We start from the raw sequence: 23,817 nt of genomic DNA on the forward strand, positions 1-23,817 counted from the left end.
TCGCACTGCCCGGCCGCCGATCACACCGACACCTCAGTCCGCTCGAAGAGCCTGGCCGCCTCGGCCGCGTGGGCGCGCAGCCGATGCACGGGCCCGAACAGCAGTTCGTCCCCGGCGGCCCGCTTGAAGTACAGATGGGCCTCGTGCTCCCAGGTGAACCCGATGCCGCCGTGCAGCTGGATGCCCTCGGAGGCGGCCCGCCGCAGGGCGTCCAGCGCCTGCGCGAGGGCGAGCCCGCCGACCCGTTCCCCCTGCGCGCCCGGTCCGCCCGTCGCCCAGGCGGCGTAGTACGCGGCGGACCGGGCCGCCTGGACCTGCACATACACATCGGCCAGCCGGTGCTGCACCGCCTGGAAGGACCCGATCACCCGCCCGAACTGCTGCCGCTGCCCGAGGTACTCGACGGTCCGCTCCAACACCCGGCCGGCGGCCCCGACGGCCTCACAGGCGAGGAAGGCGGCGGCGAAGTCCCCGACCCGGGCCAGGACTTCACCGACGTCGACGCCCTCGCCCGGGAGATCCCCCAACAACCGGGCTTCCACGTCCCGCAGTTGGATCCGCCCCTGGGGCCGTGTCGCGTCAAGGGCGGTCTGCCGGGCGCGGACGACCCCGGCGGCGTCCCCGTCGACGACGTACAGCAGGGTGCGCGACCGTACGAACCCTCCGGTGTGCGCGGGGACGACCAGCGCCCCGGCGCTGTGCCCGTCGAGCACCTGCACCGCCTCCCCGTACAGCCGCCAGCCGTCCCCCGCCCGACGCGCCTGCACGCCCCCCGCCCGTCCGCCGCCGGCCCAGTCGCCGCCGTTCACGCCGGTCAGGGCGAGGGCGGCGCCGAGGGCGGGGGCGGGCACGGCGAGAGCGGCGGTCAGGGCGCCGTCCGAGATCCGGGGCAGCAGGTCGGCGCGCTGGGCCTCGGTGCCGAGGGCGAGGATCAGCGGTGCGGCGAGGACGGCGGTCGCGAGGAGCGGGGAGGGGGCGAGGGCCCGTCCGGTCTCCTCGGCGGCGAGGGCGAGGTCGGTGACCGGGCAGCCGACACCGCCGTACTGCTCCGGGAGCGCGAGTCCGGGCAGCCCGAGCTGCTCGGCGAGGGCGGTCCACAGGGCCGGATCGTGGCCGTCGGCCGTGTCGAGGGCTGCGCGGAGCTCTTCGGGGCCGCAGCGCTTGTGGAGCAGTTCGCGCAGGGCGCGGCGGATCCCGTCCTGCTCGGCGGTGAAGTTGGGGTTCATGGCACTTCCCTCCGGATCTGACGGGCCGTCATATTAGGAGCCCGGGAACGAGATGCACAGAGGGAGGTGGCCTTTCATGACGGCCAGGACCGCAGGCAGCAGAAAAGTGGCCGTGGTCGGGGTGGCGCTCTCCGACTGCGGCCGGGTGGACGACGCGACCCCGTACGCGCTGCACGCCCAGGCGGCCCGCCGCGCACTCGCGGACGCGGGCCTGGACCGGTCCCTCGTCGACGGCGTGGCCTCCACCGGCACGGGCACCCTCGCTCCCGCCGAGATCGCCGAGTATCTGGGCCTGCGCCCCACCTGGGTCGATTCCACCTCGGTGGGCGGCGCGACCTGGGAGGTGATGGCGGCCCACGCGGCCGACGCGATCGCCGCCGGTCACGCGAACGTCGTCCTGCTGGCGTACGGCTCGACGGCCCGCGCGGACGTCCGGGCCGGCCGCCGCACCGGCACCTTCGCCTTCGGCGGGCGCGGTCCGCTCCAGTTCGAGGTCCCCTACGGGCACACCCTGATCGCCAAGTACGCGATGGCCGCCCGCCGGCACATGATCCAGTACGGCACGACGATCGAGCAGCTGGCGGAGGTGGCGGTCCAGGCGCGGGCGAACGCCGCCCTGAACCCCGAGGCGATGTTCCGCGACCAGGTGACGCTGGACGACGTCCTGTCCGGCCCGATGATCGCCGACCCCTTCACGAAACTGCACTGCTGCCTGCGCTCCGACGGCGGCGCGGCGATCCTCCTGGCGGCCGAGGAATACGTGCAGGACTGCCGTACCTCGCCCGTGTGGATCCTCGGCGCCGGGGAGCACGTCTCCCACGCGAGCCTGCCGGAGTGGGACGACTTCACGGTCTCCCCGGCGGCGGTGAGCGGCCGCCTGGCCTTCGAACGCGCGGGCCTGCGCCCCGAGGAGATGGACTTCGCCGAGATCTACGACGCGTTCACCTACATGACCCTGGTGACCCTCGAAGACCTCGGCTTCTGCGAGAAGGGCGAGGGCGGCGCCTTCGTGGAGAAGGGCCGGCTGCGGGCCGAGGGCGGCGAACTCCCGGTCAACACGGACGGCGGCGGCCTCTCGGCCCAACACCCGGGAATGCGCGGCCTGTTCCTCCTGGTCGAGGCGGTACGGCAGCTACGGGGCGAGGCCGGAGCACGGCAAGTGCGGGCGCGGGACGGGGGGTTGCCCCGGCTGGGGGTGGCGTCGGGAACCGGCGGGTGGTTCTGCTCCTCCGGGACGGTGGTGCTGGGGCGGGGGTGACCCGGGAGAGGCGTGTTGCCCGCTTCCCGGCAACCTTCTCGGGCTCGGCGACCACTGAGGAGTCAGCAGCTTTCCCGGACGTGCTCCGCCGAACCGCGTAAGGATTCATCCGTGGCATCCTCCTCGCACCGCCGTTCCCGCCCCGACCGCCGCCCGATCCCCGCCCCCGCGGTGGTCGTGGCGGCCGTGGCCGCCGTCGTACTCGTCGTGTCCCTGGTCGTGGCCTTCCGGCCGGACGGCGGGGGCGAGGACTCGGTGGCGTCCGTCGCGGGCGGGCAGGTGAGCGGGTCTCCGACGGCATCGACGACGGCGTCGGCGTCGGCATCGTCCTCGGGGACGGCGGCCTCCGCATCGCCGACTTCCTCCACGGCGTCCCCGACCTCGACGCCGGCAGCCGCCTCCGCACGCCCTTCGCCCTCTCCCTCGACGCCGGCCGCCGCTGACTCGGCCGAGCCGGTCGCCCGGGCGGCGTCCGGATCGGCGTCGCTGGCGGGGCGGATCCGGCCCGGGACCGCCTACGACGGGGTCGCGACCTCCTACGACGTCGGCAACGGCGACGGCGCCTGCTCGTACGGGCCGACCTCCGACGTCATGACCGCGGCGATGAACACCGCCGACTACGAGACGTCCAAGGCCTGCGGCGCGTATGTGTCCGTCCGTGCGGCGGACGGGGCGTCGGTCACGGTCCGGATCACCAACGAGTGCCCGGCGCCCTGCGAGGCAGGCCAGATCGACCTCAGCCGACAGGCCTTCGCCAAGCTCGCGCCCCTCTCGGCGGGCCGGATCCCGATCACCTGGAGCCTGCTGAGCCCGGCCGCGTCCGACCCGATCTCGATCCGCTACAAGACCGGCTCCACCCAGTACTGGTGCGGCATCCAGGCCATCGGCCACCGCAATCCGCTGGCCCGGCTGGAGGTCCGCAGCGGCGGCGCCTGGGTCCGCCTCGCCCGCACCGAGTACAACTACTTCCTGTCCGAGCAGGGCAGCGGATGCGGCGGCCCGATCCGGATCACGGACATCTACGGGGAGCGGCTGACGATCGAGGGGATCGCCGTCCGGCCGGAGACCGTGCAGGCGACGAAGGTGCAGTTCGCCCGGCACTGACCATAATCGGCCCATGGCTACGGATCTTCATGAGCTGCTGAGGTCGCTGCGGGTATGGGCCCCCGAGGTCACCGAGCTGCCGCCCTTCGACCCGGCGTCGGCCCCCGGCGACCCCCTGACGCTGTTCACGCAGTGGTTCGCGCAGGCGGTGGCGGCCGGACAGACCGAACCGCACACGATGACGCTGGCGACCTCGGACGCGGACGGACTGCCGGATGCCCGGATCGTGATGCTGCACGGCGCCGACGCCGCCGGCTGGTCCTTCGCGACCCACACCACCAGCCGCAAGGGCCGCCAGCTCGCCGCCCGCCCCTACGCGGCGCTCACCTTCTACTGGCCGGTGCAGGGCCGCCAGATCCGCGTCCGGGGCCCGGTGACCGTGGCTCCCGCCGAGGAGGCGCAGCGGGACCTGCGCGTCCGTTCGACGGGCGCGCTCGCGGCCGCGCTGACCGGACGCCAGAGCGAAGTGCTGGGCTCGGTGGAGGAACTGGCGAGCGCATCGGAGGAGGCCTGGGACCGAGCGTCCCGCGAGCCGCAGACGGAGGCCGCCTCCTGGACGCTGTACCGACTGCGCCCGGACACGGTCGAGTTCTTCCAGGGAGACGCACGACGCCGACACCTACGACTGAACTACCGCAGGCGGGAGACCGACGGATGGTCGACGGAACTGCTGTGGCCATGAGTCACAGCTCTCGCACGGCGAACTCCGGCTCCGGGTCCGTCGTCAGGCGGCCGTGGCGGTGGACGTCTCGGTAGGCGTCTCTGCGGCCCGACTCCCACATCGCGCCGCGTAGCGTGCCCTCGTACGGGAAACCGCAGCGTTCGGCGATCCGGCACGAGGCCTCGTGTCCCAGGGCGTGGCCCAACTCCAGGCGGTGCAGGCCGACTTCGTCGAACGCCCAGCGGGCCGCGAGCAGCAGGGAGCGGGTGGCCACCCGCCCGCCGCGGGCCTCGGGCAGGACCCAGTAGCCGACGACGCCCGAGCTCTGGATCCGGTCGATGGCGTTCACCGCCACCGAGCCGAGGATCGTGCCGTCCGCGGCGTCCGTCACACAGAAGGGCGCGCTGCCGCCCGCGGCCACGTCCATCGCCTTCGCCCGCAGCGACTCCCGCGCGCCGCCGACGTCCGTGATCGTCCGCAGCGGGGTGTTCCAGCGCAGGAACTCCGACTCGAGGTGCCCACGCAGCCAGGCGTCGACGTCCTCGGCGGACTCCGGATCCCAGAAACGAAGGCGGAGGCCATGCCCTTCGAGAGCGTCGAAGCCGCCGAAGCCCGTGCCCGACCGTGCGGAAGAGGACTCGTGGATCTCCATCATCCGAATACTGAACCACCTGGGTCACCCGGACAACCCGCACCCCGCCGCCCGGAACACCGGCACCCCCTCCCGGAAGGCGACCGTCAGTTGCATTCCCGCCCGGAGTTCGCCCTCGCCCGCGCCGAGCGCGCCGATCACCTCCGTGGACATCCGCGGGCCCTCCGCCAGGTCCACGACCGCCGCGATGTACGGCGTCCGCTCCGCGAAGGGCGGGAGGTCGTTGCGGTGGACGACGGACCAGGTGTAGAGGGTGGCCCGGCCGCTCGCGTCCTCCCAGGTCACGTCCTCGCTCCAGCAGTGCGGGCAGAACTCCCGGGGGTAGTGGTGGGGCCGGGCGCAGGCTCCGCAGCGGCGGATCAGCAGGCGGCCCTCGGCGGCCGCGTCCCAGTACGTACGGGTGAAGGCGTCCACCTCGGGGAGGTCGAAACGCGCGTCCGTGCTCATCGGATCGACCGCCCCACGTCCAGTCGGCTGGCATCCATGGATCTGACGGTACGTCAGCTACCGCCGTTCCGGGAACCCGGGTCCAGGGTCCGAGTCCGGGAACCCCGTGTATTTCGCATGAGGGATTCCTTTGCGTATGCCATGAAACTGTGCGTCGCCCGTGAATGTCCCGCAGATTGTTGACGATTTTGTTGGCTCCGGATTACGTTCACAACCCGTAAGGCCAGACAGCACGCCGTACGTCCGAGAGGCAGCATCGTGAAGCACAGGGCAGTCAAGCGCAGGTCGGTCGTCTTGGGGCTCGGCGCCACCGCCGGCGTCGCGGCAGTGGGCGGCATCGCCCTGAGCGCGCAGGCGTCCAGCGACACGTCCTCGGCCGAGGGCTCCGCCTCGGGCTCGCTGGCCTTCGACCCGGACGGCTACACGGAGCTGACCACGACCGTCACCGACACGGCCGGCACCGACCACGAGGTCAAGTACCACTTCTGGAAGGCGATCACCTACGTCGCCAAGCCGGTGGACGCCACCTACCAGTCGCTGAACGTGAGCGTTCCGGTCGAGATCGACGGCACGGCGGTCGACGCGAGCAACGCGCCGATCCTGTTCGCGAACTCCGTCGGCGGCTACATGCCGTCCTCCGTGGCGGACGCCACCGGGGTCGGCGCCGGCGGCATGGGCGGCGGGACGGGCGGCGGCGCACCCAGCGGTGCACCCTCGGCCAGTGCCTCGGCCAGCGCCAGCGCCTCGGCCTCCGCCTCGGCCCCCGGTGCCAACGGCAACACCAACGCCACCGGCGGGGCCCTGGCCTCCAACCAGCTCCTGGCCCTGGCCGCCGGCTACGTCGTCGTCGAGCCCGGCGCCCGCGGGCGGACCCTCAAGAACTCCGCCGGCGAGTACTACGGCGTGGCCCCCGCCGCGATCGTCGACCTCAAGGCCGCCGTCCGGTACGTGCGGGCCAACAAGGGCCGCATCCCCGGCAACACCGACCGCATCGTGTCCGCCGGCACCAGCGCGGGCGGTGCCCTCTCCTCGCTGCTCGGCGCGTCCGGCGACAGCCCGATCTACGCCAAGTACCTCAAGGAGCTCGGCGCGGCCGACGCCTCCGACGCGATCTTCGCGACCGGCGCCTGGTGCCCGATCACCGACCTGGAGCACGCCGACGGCGCCTACGAGTGGAACTGGGGCGCCAACTCCCTCAGCACCGGCTCGCAGGTCGACCAGACGGTGTCGAAGACGCTGCAGTCGCAGTTCGCCGAGTACCAGGCCGGCCTGAAGCTGAAGGGCCTGAACGGCTTCGGCGCGCTGAACGCCCGCAACTACGACGAGTACCTGGTCGAGCAGTACATGGAGCCGTCGGCCACCGCGTACCTCACGGCCCTCTCGGACGCCGACCGCGCGACCTACCTCGCCGCCAACACCTTCATCACCTGGAAGAACGGCAAGGCGTCCTTCACCTGGGCCGACTTCCTCACCCATGTCGGCGCCCGCAAGAAGAACACCCCGGCCTTCGACGCCTTCGACCTCTCCGCCGGCGAGAACAACCTCTTCGGCAAGGGCACCGTCATCTCCCGTCACTTCACGGCGTACAGCCTGAAGAACGACACCACCGGGCTCACCGCCACCCGCCTCGACAGTGACGTCCCCGAGATGCTGCGGCTGATGAACCCGATGTACTTCCTGGCCGAGAAGCCCAACGCGGGCCGCAGCAAGCACTGGTGGATCCGCCTCGGCACGAAGGACTCCGACACCTCGCACACGGTCTCCGCGAACATCGCCGCCGCCGCGAGCGGCCTCGGCGACGACGTCGACCACCTCTACTACTGGGACGAGGGCCACGGCGCCAACACCGACCCGGGTGACTTCATCGCCTGGATCGCCAAGGTGACGGGCCACAAGACCAGGACCAAGACCAAGGTCAAGAAGTAGTAGTCCGCCTGCCTCCCTGCCCGTCAGGAGGCATCCTGAACGCGGCGGCGTCCGTTTCCCGTCATAGTCACTGACGTCACCGCCCGCGACGGCGTCCGTTTCCCGTCATAAGTCACCGACGCCGTTCGCACGCGACGCCTGGCCCGAGCGCACCTGGGCCAGGCGTCGCACCTTTTCCGCACAACCGGGCGAGGTACGTCACCGGTCCCACCCGCTCCTCCCCCATGCGTGATCGATCCGCAACCAATTCCCCTCTTGACCGAGACCCATCAACCGTCCGCGTGATTACGCTCGCGCTCATGGAAGACTCCGCACCGCGCCCCACCCCTCAGGCGATCACCAGCGCGAACCCCGCCGACCGCCCCGTCTACGTCATCGGCGGCGGCCCCGGCGGACTCGCGACCGCGTACGCGCTGCGTGCCCAGGGCATACGCGCGGTCGTCGTGGAGAAGGCCGACGGGGTCGGCGCGTCCTGGCGGGGCCACTACGACCGGCTGCATCTGCACACCACCCGTCGGCTCTCCGCCCTTCCGGGGCTGAAGATGCCGCGCCGGTTCGGGCGGTGGGTGGCCCGCGACGACATGGTGCGGTACCTGGAGAAGTACGCCGAGGTGCACGAGCTGGAGATCGTCACCGGTGTCGAGGTCTCCCGGATCGAGCGCGGCCCGGACGGCGTCGGCTGGCTGCTGCACGCCACCGGCGGCCGCGAGCTGACCGGCTCGGCGGTGGTCGTCGCCACCGGCTACAACCACACCCCGCAGCTGCCGGACTGGCCCGGCCGCGAGGCGTTCACGGGTGAACTCACGCACGCCCGCGACTACCGCACCGGCAAGGAGCACACCGGCCGGGACGTCCTCGTCGTCGGCGTCGGCAACACCGGCGCCGAGATCGCCGTCGACCTGGTCGAGAGCGGTGCGGCCCGGGTGCGGCTGTCCGTGCGCACGGCCCCGCACATCGTGCGCCGCTCCACGGCCGGGTGGGCCGCGCAGTACACGGCCGTCCTCGTACGGCGGCTGCCGGTGCGCCTCGTCGACCGGCTCGCGCGGCCGATGGCCAGGCTGAGCGTGCCCGACCTGTCGGCGCACGGCCTGCCCCGCCCGGACAGCGGCCTCTACTCCCGGGTGAAGGAAGGCGCGATCCCGGTGCAGGACGTCGGTCTCATCGACGCCGTGCGCAAGGGCAAGGTGGAGATCGTGGCCGCCGTGGAGGGCTTCGAGGACGGCGGGAAGGTCGTGCTCGCCGACGGATCCCGGATCTCGCCGGACGCCGTCGTCGCCGCCACCGGATACGTCCGCGCCCTGGAGGACCTGGTCGGCCACCTCGGTGTGCTCGACGACCGGGGCAGACCCGTCGCGCACGGCGCCCGCGCCCCGAAGGACGCCCCCGGCCTGTACTTCACCGGCTTCACCACCCCCATCAGCGGCACGCTCCGCGAACTGGCGATCGACGCGGAGAAGATCGCGAAGGCCGTCCGCAAGGCTTCCGACCGTCAACTGCGGTAATTCCGCTGCCTGTTACATGTGTTCCGGCCGACGACAGAAGTGGCGAGAGATGTAACGAGAGCGTTGTCGTGCGCCCCCGCACGGAGCCAGAATGTGAGCCCTGTTCACCTTTCCCGCTCCGCCCCCTCTCTACGGAGGACGCACGTGGCAAGTGAAAGTCAGCTCTCCCGCCGCTCCCTGCTCGGCCGCGGCGCGGCCGTGGCCGCCGGCGCCACCGCCCTCACCGCGACCGCCGCAGGCCCGGCCGCCGCGGCCGCTGCCCGGGACGTGGACGTCGCCATCGTGGGCGCCGGACTCGCCGGCCTCACCGCGGCCCGCGACCTGGTCGCCGCCGGCCGGACGGTCGCCGTCCTGGAGGCCCGCGACCGCGTGGGCGGCCGGGTGGTGAACCTGCCCCTGGCGAACGGCGGGGTCACGGAGGGCGGCGGCGAGTTCATCGGCCCCACCCAGGACCGGATGAAGGCGCTCGCCGACTCCCTCGGCGTGGCCACCTTCGCCACCTACAACACCGGCAAGAACCTCCTCTACAAGGACGGCAAGAAGACCCCGTACGCCACCGACGGTCTGCTCGGCTCGGTCCCGCCCATCGACGTGGCCGGGCTGGCCAACGCCGCGATCGTGCAGGCCTCGCTGGACGACATGGCCAAGCAGGTGCCGGTCGACGCGCCCTGGACCGCCGCCAAGGCGGCCGAGTGGGACAAGCAGACCTTCGAGACCTGGCTGAACGCCAACGCGGTGGTCCCGTCGGCGAAGTTCCTCCTCGACGTGGCCTGCACCTCGATCTTCTCGGCCGAACCGCGCGAACTCTCGCTGCTCTTCGTGCTGTTCTACATCGCCGCCGCGGGCAACGCGTCGACGCCCGGCACCCTGGAACGCCTCACCGAGACCGCGAACGGCGCCCAGGAACTGCGCTTCGTCGGCGGCTCACAGCTCGTGCCGATCAAGCTCGCCGCCACCCTCGGCGACCGGGTGGTGCTGAACGCGCCGGTGCGCACGATCGCCAAGTCCGGCAGCAAGTACGTCGTGACGGCCGACGGCATCACCGTCACCGCCAAGCGGGTCGTCGTCGCCGTACCGCCGCCGCTCGCCGCCCGCATCTCGTACGACCCGCTGCTGCCCGCCGCCCGCGACCAGCTCACCCAGCGTCTGCCGATGGCCTCGGTCGGCAAGGCGATCGCGATCTACGACACCCCGTTCTGGCGGGCCGACGGCCTCAACGGGCAGGTCGTCAGCGACACCGGCGTGGTCAGCTCCACGTTCGACAACTCCCCGCCGGACGCCTCCTACGGCGCGCTGATGGGCTTCATCGAGGCCGACGAGGCACGCTCCCACGACGCGGCGAGCGAGGCCGAGGTCAAGGCGGCGGTCCTGAAGGACTACGTGACGTACTTCGGCGAGAAAGCAGCCTCCCCCACGTCCTTCGTCCTGCAACGCTGGAACAACGAGGCCTACACCCGCGGCGGCCCGGTCTCCATCGCCGCGCCCGGCGTCCTGACCCAGTACGGACCGGCCCTGCGCACGCCCGTCGGCGGCATCCACTGGGCCGGTACGGAGACGTCCGTCTACTGGATGGGCTTCATGGACGGAGCGGTGCGGTCGGGCGAGCGGGTGGCGAAGGAGGTCCTCGCGGTCCTGTAACCGTTCATTCAGCCGCGCATTTCTCGCTGCACGCCCATTCCTGACATCCCGTCAGCTATGTAATCTGACAGAGCGTCAGTTACTTGGCAGTCACACCTGACGGTCGGACATGGCAGTCACACAGGAGCGGGCGGACCGATGCTTGGATCAACCCACGGCACCCTCACCACCGACTCCCGCCGGGCCCGCGTCATCGCGTGCGGCGAGCAGCCCGGGCCTGCCGTCCACGGCCGGCGGGCCGAGGCGGACGACCTCGACGTCAGCGGGCGCCCGCTCTACGCGGACGTCCCCGATCTGGACCGGTTCTTCCGGCCCGAGTCGGTCGCGGTCGTCGGCGCCTCGGACGCCGAAGGGCGCCCCAACACCGGTGTCACCCGGCAACTGGTGAGCTGGGCCGAGCGGGTGGGGGCACGGCTGCATCCCGTGCACCCCACCCGCGAGACCGTTTTCGGCCTCCCCTGCTTCCCGTCCGTCGGCGACCTGCCCGAACAGGTCGACCTGGCCGTCCTGTTGGTGGCCGACCCGCTGCCGGTGATCGAGCAACTCGCCGAGACGAAGGTGAAGTTCGCGGTCGCCTTCGCCTCCGGGTTCGCGGAGACCGGCGAGGAGGGCGCGGCCGCGCAGGCACGGCTCGCGGCGGCCGTGGCCCGCTCCGGCATCCGCCTCCTCGGCCCCAACACCAACCTCAACGCCTTCGAGCGGTTCCGCGAGGACCTCACCGGTCCGTCGATCGCGTTGATCACCCAGTCCGGCCACCAGGGCCGTCCGGTCTTCGCCCTCCAGGAGCTCGGCATCCGCCTCTCCCACTGGGCGCCGACCGGCAACGAGGCCGACCTGGAGACCGCCGACTTCCTCTCCTACTTCGCCGAACGCCCCGAGGTCGGCGCGATCGCCTGCTATGTGGAGGGCCTCAAGGACGGCCGCTCCTTCCTCCTCGCCGCCGACCGGGCCGCCCGCCGCGGGGTGCCGGTCGTCGCGGTCAAGGTGGGCCGCACCGAGACCGGCGCCCGCACCGCCGCCTCCCACACCGGCAAGCTGACCGGCGCGGACGAGGTCGTCGACGCCGCGATGCGCCAGTACGGTGTGATCCGCGTCGACGGTCTGGACGAACTCCAGGACACCGCGACCCTGTTGGCGCGGGCCCGGCCCCCACAGGCGGACGGCGTCGTCGTCTACTCCATCTCCGGCGGCACCGGCGCCCACGCGGCCGACCTGGCGACGACGGCGGGCCTGCACCTGCCGGTTCTGTCCACGGCGAAACAGGCCGAACTGCACCAGTGGATCCCCGAGTACCTGAACGTGTCCAACCCGGTGGACAACGGGGGCCACCCGGTCGGCGACCGGCGCGGCCGCAAGATCATCGACGCGATCCTCGACGACCCGGCGGTCGGCGTCCTGATCTGCCCGATCACCGGCCCGTTCCCGCCCCTCAGCGACCGCCTGGTCCAGGACCTGGTGGACGCGGCGGAGCACACGGACAAGCTGGTGTGCGTGATCTGGGGCTCCCCGGTGGGCACCGAACCGGCCTACCGGGACGTGCTGTTGGGCTCCTCCCGGGTGGCGACCTTCCGCACCCTCGCCAACTGCATCACGGCCGTCCGCGCCCACCTCGACCACCACCGCTTCGTCAGCGACTACCACTCCCCCTTCGACGACGCCCCGCGCACCCTCTCCCCCTCCTACCGCAAGGCACAGCTCCTGATGCGGCCCGGACAGCAGCTGAGCGAGCACGCTGCGAAGCAACTGCTGCGCGCCTACGGCATCCGGGTCCCGCGCGAGCAGCTGGTGACCAGCGCGGCGGCGGCCGTACGGGCGGCGGGACTGGTCGGCTACCCGGTGGTGATGAAGGCGTCCGGCGCGCAGATCGCCCACAAGACCGAGCTCGGTCTGGTGAAGATCGGTCTGACCTCGGCCAGCCAGGTCCGGGACGCCTACCGCGAGTTGACCGACATCGCCCGCTACGAGGGCGTCGCCCTGGACGGCGTCCTGGTGTGCCAGATGGTGGAGCGGGGCGTGGAGATGGTGGTCGGCGTCACGCACGACGAGCTCTTCGGGCCGACGGTCACGGTCGGCCTGGGCGGAGTCCTGGTGGAGGTCCTGCGGGACGCGGCCGTGCGCGTACCGCCGTTCGGCGAGGACCAGGCCCGCGACATGCTCGCCGAACTGCGCGGCCACGCCCTGCTGGACGGCGTCCGCGGCCGCCCCCCGGCCGATGTGGACGCTCTCGTCGAGGTCGTCCTGCGGGTCCAGCGCATGGCCCTGGAACTGGGCGACGACCTCGCCGAGCTCGACATCAACCCCCTGGTGGTACTGCCCTGGGGACAGGGGGCGGTGGCGTTGGACGCGCTGGCGGTGTGCCGGTGACGATCGCTTCGGAAGGGAGCCCGACCGTGCCCTCGACCTCGACCTCGACCTCGACTTCGGCCTCGACTTCGGCCTCGACTTCGGCCCCGGTGGAGATCACGACCGACCACCAGGTCACGCACCTCGCCCTCAACCGCCCCGAGACCCTCAACGCCCTCACGCCCGAGGCCCGCGACCGCCTGATCGACCTCCTCGCCGCGGCCTCCGCCGACCCGGACGTACGCGCGGTGATCCTGACCGGCACCGGCCGCGGCTTCTGCGCGGGCGCGGACCTGCGGGGCTCGGGCGGCGCGGCGGGCGAGCGGGTCGCCGGTGACGTGGCCCGCACCCTCCGCGTCGGCGCCCAGCGTCTGATCGCCGCGGTCCTCGACTGCGAGAAGCCGGTCATAGCCGCCGTGAACGGCACGGCGGCCGGCCTCGGCGCGCATCTCGCCCTCGCCTGCGACCTCGTCCTGGCCGCCGAATCCGCCCGCTTCTTCGAGGTGTTCGTCCGCCGTGGCCTGGTCCCGGACGGCGGCGGCGCCTATCTCCTCCCCCGGTTGATCGGCCCGCACCGCGCCAAGGAGCTGATGTTCTTCGGCGACGCCCTCACCGCGCCGGACGCCGAACGCCTGGGCCTGGTCAACCGGGTGGTCCCGGACGGCGACCTGGACAAAACCGCGCGCGAGTGGGCGGCCCGCCTCGCCGCGGGCCCCACCCGAGCCCTGGCCCTGACCAAGCAGCTCGTCAACGCCTCCCTCGACACCGACCGCACCACCGCCTTCGCCGCCGAGGCCGCCGCACAGGAGATCAACATGACGACGACGGACGCGAGGGAGGGCGTGGCGAGCTTCGTGGAACGCCGCGAGGCCCGCTTCCGGGGCCGCTGACCCTTACGAGTCGGCGGGCTCGCCGGGCGTCAGAATCCACCTGACTTTCGGGCAGGGTGCCCGGTCCTTCAGAGCCGGGGGGATGCCCGCTCCCGCGGAGCGGGGCAGGGGTAGCCGGATCGCCGTGAGGGCGATCCGGCGTCGTCGTCCGGGATGTGGGCGGCGTCGGCCCGCTTCAGGCCCGTTTTCGTGCGCATGTCACCCCACCCCTTGGCGGCAGCGTACGTGTGCACGTCGGAGGCCCTCGCACCCCTTCCTTTCTGACATACCGTCAGCTTCAATGAGGACATGATGGGACACGCGGGAATGGCGGCCGCCGCCGTCCGTTACTTGAGGGCGGGCCCGGTCGAACCGCTGCCCCGTCCCGAACTGCGCTGCGTCCGTGAGGACGAGCGGGCGCCGGTGGAACAGGGTGAGTTCCGGCGGGTGCTGGGGAACTTCGCGTCCGGTGTGACCGCCGTGACGGCGGCGACGCCGGACGGCCCCGCCGGCTTCGCCTGTCAGTCGTTCTCCGCCCTCTCCCTCGACCCGCCCCTGGTCGCCTTCATGGTCGGCCGCACCTCCACGACCTGGCCGCGCATCGCCCGCGCGGGCGCGTTCTGCGTGAACGTCCTGAGCGCGAGCCAAGGCCCGCTCTGCCGGGCCTTCGCGGCGAGCGGCACGGACAAGTTCGCGGGCGTCGACCACGACCCGGCCCCGGTGTCGGGCGCGCCGCGCCTCGCGGGCACGCTCGCGTGGATCGACTGCACGATCCACGCGGTCCACACGGGCGGCGACCACCTCATCGTCGTAGGCAGGGTGGACGCCCTGGGCACGGGCCCGGACGCGGACGACGACCTCCCGCTCCTGTTCCACAAGGGACGGTTCCTCTGACGGACCTCGCCCCCGGGTCACTTCACGTATTCGACGATCTGCATCATGCCTTCGTCGCCGTGCTGGAGCTGGTGGCAGTGCAGCATCGAACGGCCGGTGAAGTCCTCGGCGCGCAGCCGGAAGGTGATCGTGCCGTGGGGCGGGATGCCGACGGTGTCGTGCCAGACGGGCGTGGCCAGCGGGCGGTTGTCGACGGCGGTGAGCAGGAAGTGGTTGGTGTGCAGGTGAAAGGGGTGATGGCTGTGGCTGTGACCACGGGAGTCGTTGACGATCGTCCACTCCTCGACCTCGCCCAGCCGGATGCGCTGGTTGACGAAGTCGGGTGCGAAGCGGCCCCAGGCGAGATCGCTTCGGCCGGCCCGGGGGTCGGCGGGCGGGGTCTCGCCGTCGCCGAGGATGCGGTAGGCGTTCGGGAAGGCGCCTGACAGCACGTTCTCGTAGCTGCGGAAGGTCAGCGCGCGGGTGCGCGTGGGCTCGGGCAGGCTGGTGGGCCGCCCGGGCAGGCTGGTCGGCAGCGGCATCGGCGTCGGCCGGGCGGGGCCGGTGACGACCAGCGTCAGCAGGGGATGAGCGGCGTCCGCGGCGGCCAACCGGTAGGTGCCGGGTGCGCCGCCGCGGACCAGCAGGTCGGCCCGCCCGCCCATCGGAAGGGTCAGTCCGGTGAGCGGGACGGGGCGCATGAAGGTGACGCCGTCGCAGGCGATCTGATGCATCTCATGCCCGCCCAGGCTGAGGAAGTGCGCGCTGATCGGCCCGGCGTTGACGACCCTCCAGCGCTGGACCTCCCCCGGGGCGATGGTCAGCACGGGGTTCTTCGCGCCGTTGACCAGGAACGTCGAGGGGATGCGGTCATAGGTGCCCGCGGACGTCAGATCCGGCACCCGCCCGGCGGACAGCTTCAGTTCGTTGATGCAGACGACGACGTCCTTGGCGGCGGCGATCTCGGGCACCTGGTCGACGTCGCCCTCGACGATGACCACCCCGCCCATGCCGCTCAGCAGCTGGGTCGCGGTGGATCCGTGCTGGTGCGGGTGGTACCAGAAGGTCCCGGCCGGATGATCGGCGGGAACGGCGATGCTGCTGCGGTAGACAGCGCCCTCCCCGTCCACCGTGCCCGCCGCGACCGCCGCGACCGGCTCGAAGGCGCGGTAGACGTTGTCCGCGTCCCCGTTCGGATCGACGTGCATGCCGTGTGTGTGCAGGTTGAACGTGTTGAAGTGGTGCGGCACGTTGACGTCCCCGTGCATCCCCGCGGTGTTCGGCGGCAACGCGTTGACATGCGTGATCTCGAGCGAGTCCCCGGCCCGCACCCGCAAGGTCGGCCCGGGCACGCCCCCTTCATAGGCCCGCATGACGACACTGCCCACCCCGGGCAGAACCAGCTCGCTGAACCGGACGCTCAACCGGGTGACCAGCCGCCCCGTCTCCGCCGACGCCCTGCGCACCTCCGGCTGGGGAAACCCGCCCTCGCCCCGCACCTCCGCCACGGCACGCGCCCCCGCCCCGCCCCCGACGACGGCCGTCCCGGCGACAACGGGCAGACACTTCAACACACCACGGCGACCCAGCGACGTCATGAACCACCTCTTCGGACAGCGGTCGGCAGGGCACCGGACACCCCCACCAAACCATCACGTTATGTAGCCATACGATACGTGGAGTAGTCACAAGGAGGCCTCAAACAGGCACATACCCACGCGTGCCGTCGGAGATACGCCGAACAGAGGCGCTGTCGCAGTCCTACCTGGCGAGCTCGGCCGGCTCGTCCAGCCGGGTCAGCTTCTCGGGGTTCGCCACCGCGTGGATCCGGGTGATCCGTCCGTGCTCCACCACGAGGCTCACCGCGGCCAGTCGGCCGTCCTCCTCGATCCGGCCCGCGGGCGCGCCGTTGAGCCACACGGCCGAGACCACCCGGTCCGGGCGGGCGAGCAGGGACGCCACGAGCTGCGCCCCGTGGACGGGAACCCGGAGGGCGGCCGCGAGCCCGCCGCCGTCGGCGATCAGGACCACGTCCGGTGCCAGGACCTCCATCAGTTCCTGTACCTGCCCGGTGCGCAAGGCCGCCAGGAACCGCTCCACCACCGTCTGCTGCTCCGACCGGCTCACCCGCATCCGGGGCTGCCGGGCCGCCACATGCTCGCGTGCTCGGCGCGCGATCTGCCGCACCGTGGCGGCGGACTTGCCGACGGCCTCGGCGATCTCGCCGTACGGCATGTCGAAGACCTCGCGGAGCACGAACACGGCCCGCTCCGTCGGCCCGAGCGTTTCCAGCACGGTCAGCATCGCGATCGAGACGCTCTCCGCGAGTTCGACGTCCTCGGCGACATCAGGGCTGGTCAGCAGCGGTTCCGGCAGCCATTCGCCGACATAGTCCTCGCGGCTGCGCGCCAGCGTCCGCAGCCGGTTGAGCGACAGCCGCGTGACGATCCGAACCAGGTAGGCGCGAGGGTCACGCACCTGCGAACGGTCGACGTCGGCCCACCGCAGCCAGGACTCCTGCAGCACGTCCTCCGCGTCGGCCCCCGACCCGAGCATCTCGTAGGCGACCGTGAAGAGCAGGCTGCGGTGGGTCACGTACGGGTCCTCGATCACGCCGTCGACACCGCGTCGGACGTCCCGGGACGCTTGGCCAGCGGTATCTCGCAGCTGTCGGAGAAGCCCTGCGACGTGACGCCGTTCGCCACGTTGGCCCTGGTCGCCAGGTTGACGAAAGCGATGAACGCGGTGAGCTCGACCATCGCCGCCGGGCCGAGCCGCGCCAGCAGGCCTGCGTGCTGTTCGTCGGTGACGGTCGGAGGCGTGTTCGTCATGGCCTCGGCGTACTCCATCACGTCCCGCTCCAGCGAGGTGAACACCTCCGACTCCCGCCAGCGCGGCACCTGGCTCGCCTTGGCCAGGTCCAGGTTCTCGTTCTGCGCCTGGAAGTAGCCGACGTCGAGGCACCAGCTGCAGCCGACCTGTGTCGCGACGGCCATGTGCGCGAACGACTTGAGACTCGTGTCGGCCGCGTCCCAGGCAGCCACCTTGGCGCCGAACTCCGAGTTGTCCTGGGTGACCTGAGGGCTGTGCCACAGCACCTCGACGTTCTCCGGCACCGCCCCGAGCTGCTTGATCATGCTCTCCTTGAGCTCGGCGGGAAGCTCGGCTTTGGGGAGACGTAACGTCACGGCGTTCTCCTTGTAGGTATGCCTGTTCGACTGTGCGGCATGAAGACACCGTCCGTCCGTCGGATGTGACATCGGGGTTCGGCAGCGCAAGCCGAGGCCACGCCCTCAGGCCACGCCCTCAGGCCACCGCCAGTCCCGGAGTCGCCGGTGTCCGGCGGATCACCAGTGCCATCAGCGCCGCCGCCGCGCACAGCGCGCCCGAGGCGTACCAGACCAGGTCGTACGAGCCGAAGGTGTCGCGGGCGAAGCCGCCCAGGAAGGCGATCAGGGCCGCGCCGACCTGATGGGAGGCCAGGACCCAGCCGAAGACGATGGCGCTGTCCTCGCCGTAGTGCTCACGGCACAGGGCGAGGGTGGGCGGGACGGTGGCGACCCAGTCGAGGCCGTAGAAGACGATGAAGAAGATCATCGGGGGGTGGACCGTCGGGGCGAGCAGCATCGGGAGGAAGAGCAGCGAGACGCCGCGCAGCGCGTAGTACACCGCCAGCAGCCGGCGCGCGTCGAAGCGGTCCGTGAACCAGCCGGAGGCGATCGTGCCGACGACGTCGAAGACGCCGATGACCGCGAGGAGCGAGGCCGCGGCGGTGACCGGCATGCCGTGGTCGTGGGCCGCGGGCACGAAGTGGGTCTGGACCAGGCCGTTCGTCGAGGCGCCGCAGATCGCGAAGGTACCGGCCAGCAGCCAGAACGGGCCGGTGCGCACCGCCGAGAAGAGCACGCGCAGCGTGCGACGCGCGGCCCCCGTCACAGGCGCCGGCTTCGGCACGAACTCCGTCGCCCCGTACGGCTTCTGGCCCACGTCCGCCGGGTGGTCGCGCAGCAGCAGCCAGACGAAGGGGACGACGACCAGGGCGGCCAGCGCCACCGTCACCGCCGCCGGACGCCAGTCGTAGCGCGTGACCATCCAGGACAGCAGCGGCAGGAAGATCAGCTGGCCGGAGGCGGAGGCCGCGGTCAGGATGCCGCTGACCAGGCCCCGGCGCTCGGTGAACCAGCGGTTGGTGACCGTCGCGGCGAAGGCGAGCGCCATCGAGCCCGAGCCGAGGCCGACCAACAGGCCCCAGTACAGCAGCAGTTGCCAGGCAGCCGTCATCCACACCGTCAGCAGCGAGCCGGCCGAGATCACGGTCAGGGCCACCGCCACGACGCGTCGGATGCCGAAGCGGTCCATCAACGCCGCCGCGAACGGGGCGGTGAGGCCGTACAGCGCCAGGTTGATCGAGACCGCCGCGCCGATCGTGCCGCGCGACCAGCCGAACTCCTGGTGCAGCGGGTCGATGAGCAGGCCGGGGACGGAGCGGAAGGCCGCCGCGCCGATGATCGTGACGAAGGTGACGGCGGCGACGAACCAGGCGCGGTGGATACGGAGGCGAGTAGGGGGCTTCTGATCCTCTATGGCTGAGGGAGCCTCGCTTGTCTGGGTCACGACATAAAGGGTGCGGTGTCCGTCTCCTCACATCGAGTGGCCCGAAGGACAGTATTCGCTAGGATCGGGCCATGAGCCTCCTCGGTCAGGACACCCCTCCGCAGGCGCCGCACCGTGTCGTCGTCCTCGCCCTCGACGGTCTGCTCCCCTTCGAGCTGGGCATCCCGCACCGCATCTTCGGCCGCCCCAAGGACGCCGCGGGACGGCCTCTGTACGAGGTGGTCACCTGCTCCGTCCGGCCGCCGGGACCCGTCGAGACGGACGCCGACTTCGCGATCATGGTCGAGCACGGCCCGGAGACGCTGGCCACCGCCGACACCGTGATCGTCCCGGCGTCGTACGAGCTCGGGCCGGTCTTCGAGGAGGGCGTCCTGACCGAGGACCTCGCCGCCGCCCTCGCCCACGTCCGGCCCGGCACCCGCCTCGCCTCCATCTGCACCGGCGTGTACGTCCTGGCCGCCGCCGGCTTCCTGGACGGCCGTCCCGCCACCACGCACTGGGCCGACGCGGACCGGCTCCAGCGGCTGTTCCCGCAGATCGAGGTCGACCAGGAGGTCCTGTTCATCGACGACGGCGACGTCCTCACCTCGGCCGGCGTCGCCGCCGGCATCGACCTGTGTCTGCACATGGTCCGCCGCGACCACGGCACCGCCGTCGCCAACGACGTCGCCCGCCGCACCGTCGTGCCGCCGCACCGCGACGGCGGCCAGGCGCAGTACATCGAGCGGCCGGTGCCCGACCCCCAGCAGGCGACCACGACGGCCGCCCGTGTGTGGGCGCTGGGCCGCCTCCACGAGCCGATCCAGCTGCGTGACATGGCCGAGCAGGAGGCCATGTCGGTACGGACGTTCACCCGCCGCTTCCGCGAGGAGGTCGGCATCAGCCCCGGCCAGTGGCTCGCCCAGCAGCGCGTCGAGCGGGCCCGGCACCTGCTGGAGTCCAGCGACCTGTCCGTCGACCAGATCGCCCGGGACGCCGGTTTCGGCACCGCCCAGTCGATGCGCCAGCACCTACAGGCGGCCCTCGGAGTCACCCCGACCGCCTACCGCCGAACCTTCCGAACCTTCCGGACCGGGGACGCCGGAGGGCTGGGAACCGGCGCGACGCCGGTCGGCCGGACCTGACGCCACGGCGGTGTCGCCGCCCTGCACCGACCGGGCGGCGTGCCGTGCCTCGCCCCACCAGCCGAGCGTGGTCAGCGCCAGCGTCAGGCCCACCCCGGCCAGGATCGCGGTCGACGGCGCCACCACCCGGAGCAGGGCGCCGGCGAGCGACCCCGTCGCCGCGTAACCGGCCCCGGCCGCCGCGTACATGACGGAGTAGCCCGCGGCCAGGGCGTTCGGCGGGAGCGCCTCGCGCAGGGAGAGGTTGCGGGTGAGCATCGCGCCCGTCTGGAGCGTGCCGCCCACGGCCAGCGCCGCCGCGATCCCCAGCACGTCCGGTATCAGCGCGGCGAGCGTCACGCAGACCGACGTCCCGGACATCAGCACCACGCTGCGGGTGCGCAGCAGCCCCGGCCAGCTGCGAAGGCCGTAGGCGAACGCACCGAGGCCGCCGCCCACCGCCATCCCCGTCAGCAGCGGGCCGGACCAGCCGACGCCGACGCCCCGCTGTTCGAGCAGGGCCGGCAGGACGAGTTCGGCCAGGCCGAGCAGCGTCAGACTGGCCGCCCCCGTGACATACACCGGCCAGGCCCCGGCCAGCACCCGTATCCGCGCCCCACCGCCACCGCCACCGCTGGTGTCGTCCGCGCCCCAGGCGGCCGGCAGAAAGCACAGGCCGACGAGCGACGACGCCATCAGCGCGGCGGCGAGGAGCAACGGGACGCGCGGCGCGATGCCCAGGGCCAGGCCGGCGACCGCGGCCGGGGAGACGGCCCACACGCCGGCCGTCAGCATCGACTCGACCGACAGCGCCTGCGTGACCGCACGCTGCGGCACCAGCGCGGTGAGCAGCGTGCGCAGCCCCCCGGTGGACGCGGCCGGGGCGGCGCCGGCCACGAGCGCGAACCCGGCGAGCGCGACCGGATGCGCCGCCGGAAATCCTCCCAGCCCCGCGAAGCCGACGGCTCCGACCCCGAGCCCGACGGCCAGGTGCAGCCGGGCGCGCTCATGGCGCAGCCGCAGCCCGAGGACCGGGGCGCCCACGATCTCGCCGAGGACGTAGACCGCCGCGAGAATCGCGCCCAGCGAGTAGCCGCCGGGGCGCTCGCGCACCAGGAACACCACGGCCAGCGGCGCCATGGCGACCGGCATACGGGCGCCGACGGCGGTTAAGGTCCAGGTCAGGACCTGTTTGGTGGCGACGTCACGGTAGGTCATGACACGACCGTAGGCGGTGGTGCCGACATCGCCCCACGAATTTCCCCGGCCTGTGGAAAACTCCGGACAGCCCCCGCGCCTCCAGTCCTTTCCCGAGTCCTGCCCCCGGTCCTGCCCGCAGTCCTGCCCCCAGTCCCGCGGCGCCCGTCAGAACGTCAGCACCCCCCGCGCCACCCGCCCCGCCTCCGCGTCCGCCGCCGCCTTCTCGAAGTCCTCGACCGGATAGACCTGCGTGACGAGTTCGTCGAGCAGCAGCCGCCCCTCGCGGTACAGCCCGGCGTACAACGCGATGTCCCGCTGGGGGCGGGAGGCGCCGTAACGGCAGCCCAGGATCGCCTTGTCCAGGAACAGGGAGGAGACGCGGAAGGACGCCTCGGCGGTCGCCGGCGGCACGCCCAGCAGCACCGCCTGTCCGTGCCGGTCCAGCAGGTCGATCGCCGTGCGGATCAGCTCGACCTTCCCCACGCACTCGAAGACATGGTCCGCGCCCGTCGGGAGGACGTCCCGCACGCCTTCCGCCGACGGCAGGAACTCGGTCGCCCCGAACTGCCGGGCCATCGCCTCCTTCGCCGGGTTCGCGTCGACGGCCACGATCTGCGACGCGCCCGCGATCCGCGCCCCCTGCAGCACGTTGAGCCCGATCCCGCCCGTCCCGATGACGACGACGCTCTCCCCGTGCCCCACACGCGCGCGGTTGAGCACGGCCCCGACCCCGGTCAGCACCCCGCACCCGATCAGCGCGGCGGACGTCAGCGGGATGTCCTTCGGTATCGGCACCGCCTGCACGGCCTTCACCACCGTGCGCTCGGCGAAGGCGGAGTTGGCCGCGAACTGGTGGACCGCGCTCCCCGCGCGCGTGAACGGCTTCCGCGGCCGCCCGATGGCCTGCCGGCACATCGTCGGCCGACCGCGGTCGCACTCCGCGCAGGTACCGCAGTTGGCGAGCGTGGACAGCGCGACATGGTCCCCGGGGACGACATGCGTGACGCCCGCACCGACCTGCGCCACGACCCCCGCGCCCTCGTGCCCGAGGACGACAGGCGCCGGGAAGGGGATCGTCCCGTCGACCACCGACAGGTCGCTGTGGCACAGCCCGGCCGCCGTGATCGCGACGAGCACCTCACCCGGCCCGGGGTCGCGCACCTCCAGGTCGTCGACGACCTCGGCCCGCTTCCCGTCGAACACCACGCCTCGCATCAGACGACCTCCTTGCGGTCTCTGGGCAGGCCGAGCACCCGCTCGGCGATGATCGTGCGCTGGATCTGGTCCGAGCCGCCGTAGATCGTGTCGGCCCGGGAGAACAGGAACAGGTGCTGCGCGTCGTCGAGTTCGTACGGCGAGGAGGGCGACCAGTCGGCCGGTCCGACGCTCGCCGCCGCGCCCCGCACCTGCATCGCCACCTCGCCCAGCCGCTGGTGCCAGCCCGCCCACAGCAGCTTGGCCACGCTCGGCGCACCCGGCCCGCCCGAGCCGCCCAGCGTCCGCAGCGCGTTCCACCGCATGGTGCGCAACTCGGCCCACAGCCGCACCAGCCGCTCGCGTACGACGGGGTCGTCGGCCGCGCCCGTCTCCACCGCGGTACGGACCACCCGCCCCAACTCCGCGGCGAAGCCGATCTGCTGGGCCAGGGTCGACACCCCGCGTTCGAAGCCGAGCAGGCTCATCGCGACCCGCCAGCCGTCGCCCTCCGCGCCCACGAGGTGCTCCACGCGCGCGTGCGCCCCGTCGAAGAAGACCTCGTTGAACTCGCTGGTGCCGGTCAGCTGCCGGATCGGCCGCACCTCGATCCGCCCCGGCTGGTCCATCGGGACGAGGAGAAAACTCAAGCCGCGATGCCGCCTCGACTCCGGGTCGGTACGGGCGAGCACGAAGCACCAGTCGGCCTCATGGGCGAGCGACGTCCAGATCTTCTGCCCCGTGACCCGAAAACCCCCCGCCGACTCGCGCACGGCCGCGGTACGCACCCCGGCGAGATCGGACCCGGCCCCGGGCTCGCTGTACCCCTGGCACCAGAGCTCCGCGCCGGCGGCGACGGGCGGCAGGAACCGCTTCTTCTGCTCGTCGCTGCCGTGTGCCAGGAGGGTGGGCGCGAGGAGGTTCTCCCCTATGTGCCCGGACCGGGCCGGCGCCCCCGCCCCCGCGTACTCCTCGGCCCAGGCGACCTGCTGGGTGAGCGAGGCGGTCCGATTCCCGTACCCGCCCTCGCCCCACCCGAGCCCGATCCACCCGGCCGCACCGAGGCCGCGTTCCCAGGCCCGCCGATCGGCCGGATAAGGCGCCTGCCCGGCAAGCCAGGCCCGCGCCTCCAGACGGAACTCCTCATCGACGGGAGTGAATCCGAACTCCACGTTCACCTCCTGAGTCAGGCCAAGAAAGGTGCAGC

General features: G+C 72.3%; 21 protein-coding genes. 10 read left to right on the forward strand and 11 right to left on the reverse strand.

All coding sequences use genetic code 11. From position 1 onward, the window contains the following. Window positions 1-20: 20 nt before the first annotated feature. Entirely contained in the window at window positions 21-1,226 is a 1,206-nt protein-coding gene (locus tag ABZ725_RS17475) for an acyl-CoA dehydrogenase family protein (protein ID WP_358803516.1), read from the reverse strand. Window positions 1,227-1,302: 76 nt separating this feature from the next. Between ABZ725_RS17475 and ABZ725_RS17480 the strand changes: the two genes are divergently transcribed. From ABZ725_RS17480 to ABZ725_RS17490, 3 genes are all read left to right on the forward strand, one after another. Further along, window positions 1,303-2,484 (forward strand): acetyl-CoA acetyltransferase, encoded by a 1,182-nt coding sequence (locus tag ABZ725_RS17480; protein WP_358803517.1) that lies wholly within the window; start codon window positions 1,303-1,305, stop codon window positions 2,482-2,484. Window positions 2,485-2,595: 111 nt separating this feature from the next. Next, entirely contained in the window at window positions 2,596-3,588 is a 993-nt protein-coding gene (locus tag ABZ725_RS17485; RefSeq protein WP_358803518.1) for an expansin EXLX1 family cellulose-binding protein, read from the forward strand. Between the two features lie 13 nt (window positions 3,589-3,601). Continuing rightward, entirely contained in the window at window positions 3,602-4,270 is a 669-nt protein-coding gene (locus ABZ725_RS17490) for a pyridoxal 5'-phosphate synthase (RefSeq protein WP_358803519.1), read from the forward strand. A 1-nt stretch (window position 4,271) separates the two neighbouring features. Here ABZ725_RS17490 and ABZ725_RS17495 read toward each other — a convergent pair whose 3' ends face one another. After that, window positions 4,272-4,901: a GNAT family protein gene (locus tag ABZ725_RS17495; protein ID WP_358803754.1), complete on the reverse strand. Its 630-nt coding sequence runs from the start codon at window positions 4,899-4,901 to the stop codon at window positions 4,272-4,274. Window positions 4,902-4,925: 24 nt separating this feature from the next. Next, window positions 4,926-5,348, reverse strand: coding sequence for an OB-fold domain-containing protein (locus tag ABZ725_RS17500; protein WP_358803520.1), 423 nt, complete (start codon window positions 5,346-5,348; stop codon window positions 4,926-4,928). A 258-nt stretch (window positions 5,349-5,606) separates the two neighbouring features. Here ABZ725_RS17500 and ABZ725_RS17505 point away from each other — a divergent pair, with 258 nt between their 5' ends. From ABZ725_RS17505 to ABZ725_RS17525, 5 genes are all read left to right on the forward strand, one after another. Next, on the forward strand, window positions 5,607-7,274 hold the full coding sequence (locus ABZ725_RS17505) for a subtype B tannase (RefSeq protein WP_358803521.1): 1,668 nt from the start codon (window positions 5,607-5,609) through the stop codon (window positions 7,272-7,274). A 299-nt stretch (window positions 7,275-7,573) separates the two neighbouring features. After that, the gene (locus tag ABZ725_RS17510; RefSeq protein ID WP_358803522.1) at window positions 7,574-8,776 is read left to right on the forward strand and encodes an NAD(P)/FAD-dependent oxidoreductase; all 1,203 of its coding nucleotides are present in this window, start codon (window positions 7,574-7,576) and stop codon (window positions 8,774-8,776) included. A gap of 144 nt (window positions 8,777-8,920) precedes the next feature. Continuing rightward, window positions 8,921-10,414, forward strand: coding sequence for an FAD-dependent oxidoreductase (locus ABZ725_RS17515; RefSeq protein ID WP_358803523.1), 1,494 nt, complete (start codon window positions 8,921-8,923; stop codon window positions 10,412-10,414). Window positions 10,415-10,552: 138 nt separating this feature from the next. Then, window positions 10,553-12,778, forward strand: a complete 2,226-nt coding sequence (locus ABZ725_RS17520) for an acetate--CoA ligase family protein (protein WP_358803524.1) — start codon at window positions 10,553-10,555, stop codon at window positions 12,776-12,778. Between the two features lie 89 nt (window positions 12,779-12,867). Then, window positions 12,868-13,647: an enoyl-CoA hydratase-related protein gene (locus ABZ725_RS17525; RefSeq protein WP_358803755.1), complete on the forward strand. Its 780-nt coding sequence runs from the start codon at window positions 12,868-12,870 to the stop codon at window positions 13,645-13,647. Between the two features lie 68 nt (window positions 13,648-13,715). On the opposite strand, the gene ABZ725_RS17530 is transcribed toward ABZ725_RS17525, so the two are convergent. Then, window positions 13,716-13,844, reverse strand: coding sequence for a hypothetical protein (locus ABZ725_RS17530; RefSeq protein ID WP_358803525.1), 129 nt, complete (start codon window positions 13,842-13,844; stop codon window positions 13,716-13,718). Window positions 13,845-13,938: 94 nt separating this feature from the next. On the opposite strand from ABZ725_RS17530, the gene ABZ725_RS17535 reads away from it, so the two are divergent. Continuing rightward, window positions 13,939-14,520 carry a flavin reductase family protein gene (locus ABZ725_RS17535; RefSeq protein ID WP_358803756.1) on the forward strand — a complete coding sequence of 194 codons (582 nt, stop codon included), beginning with the start codon at window positions 13,939-13,941 and terminating at the stop codon, window positions 14,518-14,520. 17 nt (window positions 14,521-14,537) lie between these two features. Here ABZ725_RS17535 and ABZ725_RS17540 read toward each other — a convergent pair whose 3' ends face one another. The 4 genes from ABZ725_RS17540 to ABZ725_RS17555 all read right to left on the reverse strand — a co-directional run bounded on the left by ABZ725_RS17540 (window position 14,538) and on the right by ABZ725_RS17555 (window position 19,113). Continuing rightward, window positions 14,538-16,097, reverse strand: coding sequence for a multicopper oxidase family protein (locus ABZ725_RS17540; protein WP_358803526.1), 1,560 nt, complete (start codon window positions 16,095-16,097; stop codon window positions 14,538-14,540). Window positions 16,098-16,260: 163 nt separating this feature from the next. Further along, the gene (locus ABZ725_RS17545; RefSeq protein ID WP_358803527.1) at window positions 16,261-17,112 is read right to left on the reverse strand and encodes an RNA polymerase sigma-70 factor; all 852 of its coding nucleotides are present in this window, start codon (window positions 17,110-17,112) and stop codon (window positions 16,261-16,263) included. Further along, window positions 17,109-17,687, reverse strand: a complete 579-nt coding sequence (locus tag ABZ725_RS17550) for a carboxymuconolactone decarboxylase family protein (RefSeq protein WP_358803528.1) — start codon at window positions 17,685-17,687, stop codon at window positions 17,109-17,111. The genes ABZ725_RS17545 and ABZ725_RS17550 overlap by 4 nt, the downstream gene beginning before the upstream one ends. Window positions 17,688-17,805: 118 nt before the next feature. Beyond that, window positions 17,806-19,113 (reverse strand): MFS transporter, encoded by a 1,308-nt coding sequence (locus ABZ725_RS17555; RefSeq protein ID WP_358803529.1) that lies wholly within the window; start codon window positions 19,111-19,113, stop codon window positions 17,806-17,808. Window positions 19,114-19,184: 71 nt separating this feature from the next. Here ABZ725_RS17555 and ABZ725_RS17560 point away from each other — a divergent pair, with 71 nt between their 5' ends. Further along, window positions 19,185-20,237 carry a helix-turn-helix domain-containing protein gene (locus ABZ725_RS17560; protein WP_358803530.1) on the forward strand — a complete coding sequence of 351 codons (1,053 nt, stop codon included), beginning with the start codon at window positions 19,185-19,187 and terminating at the stop codon, window positions 20,235-20,237. On the opposite strand, the gene ABZ725_RS17565 is transcribed toward ABZ725_RS17560, so the two are convergent. The 3 genes from ABZ725_RS17565 to ABZ725_RS17575 form a co-directional block, all read right to left on the reverse strand. Then, window positions 20,124-21,434, reverse strand: coding sequence for an MFS transporter (locus ABZ725_RS17565; RefSeq protein WP_358803531.1), 1,311 nt, complete (start codon window positions 21,432-21,434; stop codon window positions 20,124-20,126). The two genes, ABZ725_RS17560 and ABZ725_RS17565, sit on opposite strands and share 114 nt — an antisense overlap. A 147-nt stretch (window positions 21,435-21,581) precedes the next feature. Further along, window positions 21,582-22,631: a Zn-dependent alcohol dehydrogenase gene (locus tag ABZ725_RS17570; RefSeq protein WP_358803532.1), complete on the reverse strand. Its 1,050-nt coding sequence runs from the start codon at window positions 22,629-22,631 to the stop codon at window positions 21,582-21,584. Then, a complete protein-coding gene (locus ABZ725_RS17575; RefSeq protein ID WP_358803533.1) occupies window positions 22,631-23,782 on the reverse strand; it encodes an acyl-CoA dehydrogenase family protein in 1,152 nt (383 codons plus the stop codon). Before ABZ725_RS17575 ends, ABZ725_RS17570 begins: the two co-directional genes overlap by 1 nt. Window positions 23,783-23,817 lie beyond the last annotated feature (35 nt).

The organism is Streptomyces sp. NPDC006872, assembly GCF_040635845.1.
Classification (GTDB): domain Bacteria; phylum Actinomycetota; class Actinomycetes; order Streptomycetales; family Streptomycetaceae; genus Streptomyces.

Excerpts from the sequence above, each read along its gene's own strand:
- ABZ725_RS17475 (WP_358803516.1), bottom strand. The coding sequence starts at position 1,226 with ATGAACCCCAACTTCACCGCCGAGCAGGACGGGATCCGCCGCGCCCTG.
- ABZ725_RS17480 (WP_358803517.1), top strand. The coding sequence starts at position 1,303 with ATGACGGCCAGGACCGCAGGCAGCAGAAAAGTGGCCGTGGTCGGGGTG.
- ABZ725_RS17490 (WP_358803519.1), top strand. The coding sequence starts at position 3,602 with ATGGCTACGGATCTTCATGAGCTGCTGAGGTCGCTGCGGGTATGGGCC.
- ABZ725_RS17495 (WP_358803754.1), bottom strand. The coding sequence starts at position 4,901 with ATGGAGATCCACGAGTCCTCTTCCGCACGGTCGGGCACGGGCTTCGGC.
- ABZ725_RS17500 (WP_358803520.1), bottom strand. The coding sequence starts at position 5,348 with ATGAGCACGGACGCGCGTTTCGACCTCCCCGAGGTGGACGCCTTCACC.
- ABZ725_RS17510 (WP_358803522.1), top strand. The coding sequence starts at position 7,574 with ATGGAAGACTCCGCACCGCGCCCCACCCCTCAGGCGATCACCAGCGCG.
- ABZ725_RS17520 (WP_358803524.1), top strand. The coding sequence starts at position 10,553 with ATGCTTGGATCAACCCACGGCACCCTCACCACCGACTCCCGCCGGGCC.
- ABZ725_RS17530 (WP_358803525.1), bottom strand. The coding sequence starts at position 13,844 with ATGCGCACGAAAACGGGCCTGAAGCGGGCCGACGCCGCCCACATCCCG.
- ABZ725_RS17535 (WP_358803756.1), top strand. The coding sequence starts at position 13,939 with ATGGGACACGCGGGAATGGCGGCCGCCGCCGTCCGTTACTTGAGGGCG.
- ABZ725_RS17540 (WP_358803526.1), bottom strand. The coding sequence starts at position 16,097 with ATGACGTCGCTGGGTCGCCGTGGTGTGTTGAAGTGTCTGCCCGTTGTC.
- ABZ725_RS17560 (WP_358803530.1), top strand. The coding sequence starts at position 19,185 with ATGAGCCTCCTCGGTCAGGACACCCCTCCGCAGGCGCCGCACCGTGTC.
- ABZ725_RS17565 (WP_358803531.1), bottom strand. The coding sequence starts at position 21,434 with ATGACCTACCGTGACGTCGCCACCAAACAGGTCCTGACCTGGACCTTA.
- ABZ725_RS17570 (WP_358803532.1), bottom strand. The coding sequence starts at position 22,631 with ATGCGAGGCGTGGTGTTCGACGGGAAGCGGGCCGAGGTCGTCGACGAC.